The sequence below is a fragment of the Sphaerochaeta sp. S2 genome (genome assembly GCF_016406725.1).
Lineage (GTDB): Bacteria > Spirochaetota > Spirochaetia > Sphaerochaetales > Sphaerochaetaceae > Sphaerochaeta.
Genome location: NZ_JAEKNT010000133.1, coordinates 1 through 1651, shown reverse-complemented (window position 1 = coordinate 1651; position 1651 = coordinate 1). Strand labels below are relative to the sequence as shown.

Below are 1651 nucleotides of genomic sequence, written 5' to 3'. Positions count from 1 at the left end.
GTGCTGGATGGTATGGTGAGTATAAATCAGCTATTTTTTCATTCATTCTATCAACTGCTGTTGTGTATTGAATCAAATCATTGGTTCCAATACTGAAGAAATCCACTTCTTTTGCTAACTTATCAGAAATGATTGCTGCTGCAGGAATTTCTATCATAATACCTATTTCAAAATTACCATACGGAATATTTCTTTCAGAAAAATCCTCTTTTATTTCTAGGATGATTTCCTTAGCTCTTCTAACTTCTCTAATATTAGAAATCATTGGGAACATGATCTTTAAATTTCCATATATGCTTGCTCTGATCAGAGCTCTCAATTGAATTTTAAAGATGTCTTCATTCTCAAGACAATATCTTATTGCTCTAAATCCTAAAAATGGATTCTCTTCCTTTGGAAAATCTAAGTAAGATAACTGCTTGTCACCACCAACGTCTAATGTTCTTATAACAACAGGTTTGCTATCCATCTTTTCCAGTACTGTTTTATAGGCCGTAAATTGTTCTTCCTCTGAAGGCATATCATGCCTATCCATATACAGGAACTCACTTCTAAAAAGACCTATACCCTCACCATCGTTTTCATGAACATAAACCACATCAGAAGGATTACCAATATTACAACCGATTTCTACATGATGTCCATCTCTTGTAATACTCTCTTCTCCTATCAACATTCTCAGTTTTTCTTTTTCAACAGTCTCTTCTTCAATTTTTTTAATAAAATCATGAATGACCGTTTCATCAGGATTTATAAGAATCTCGCCTGTTGTACCATCAATGGCTAGAATATCCTCTTCTGATAGTGTTTCAATAATATTTGTACATCCAACAATTGCGGGTATTTCAAGCGTTCTAGCCATAATCGCTGTATGAGATGTCTTTCCACCAATTTCGGTAATAAAACCTGCTACATAATCTTTAGAAATGCCTGCAGTATCAGATGGTGTTAAATCGTGTGCAACTAATATTATTTTCTCTTCTGTAGAAATATTCATTTCTTTTATGCCCAAAAGAATTTTTATTAGACGATTACAAACATCTTTTACGTCTGCACTACGTTCCCTCATGTATTCATTGTCCATGGATTCGAACACTTGCACAAACTGATCTCGAATCAATTTCACAGCATAAGCAGGTGTATACATCGCTTTTATTTTCCCGCGAATCTGATTCAGCAACTCAGGATCTGAAATCATCATTAAATGAGCAGTAAAAATCTCACTCTCCTCAATCCCAATGGTTTCCTTTGTCTGTTCGCGAAGCTTTTCAATGGCTACCTTTGCCTCGTCTACAGCCTTTTCAAATATGATTATGGCATCTTCATAGTTCTCTAATCTTTCTTCTGTTGGTTCAACAAAAGGTTTTTTTATGATTACTTGACCAATGGCATAGCCAGGTGATGCACCAATGCCCATTCTTAACCTTCTTTCAATATAAATGCAAATTTCTGCCATGGCTGTATTGTATCCAATAGAGAAATCTCATCCTCAATAACATGGCCAACGACACTTGTTTTGCCTGTATTCTTCATATCTTTTAATGCTACCTGTAATTCTCCTGCATATCTTGTATAAAGAGAGGAATCAATAATGATATCTCCTCTTTTGATATCGACTGCATTGATTGGATCAAACTGATGTCCTTTATAC

2 protein-coding genes are annotated in these 1651 nt (G+C 34.9%); both read right to left on the bottom strand.

From position 1 onward, the window contains the following. Positions 1 to 1456 (bottom strand): phosphoenolpyruvate--protein phosphotransferase (gene ptsP, locus JF818_RS03580; RefSeq protein WP_198890612.1); only part of this gene is annotated, 1456 nt, incomplete at its 3' end. Beyond that, positions 1420 to 1651, bottom strand: a 232-nt coding sequence (locus JF818_RS03575) for a DUF871 domain-containing protein (protein ID WP_198890611.1), incomplete at its 5' end; no start/stop codon positions are given. The genes ptsP and JF818_RS03575, both read right to left, overlap by 37 nt.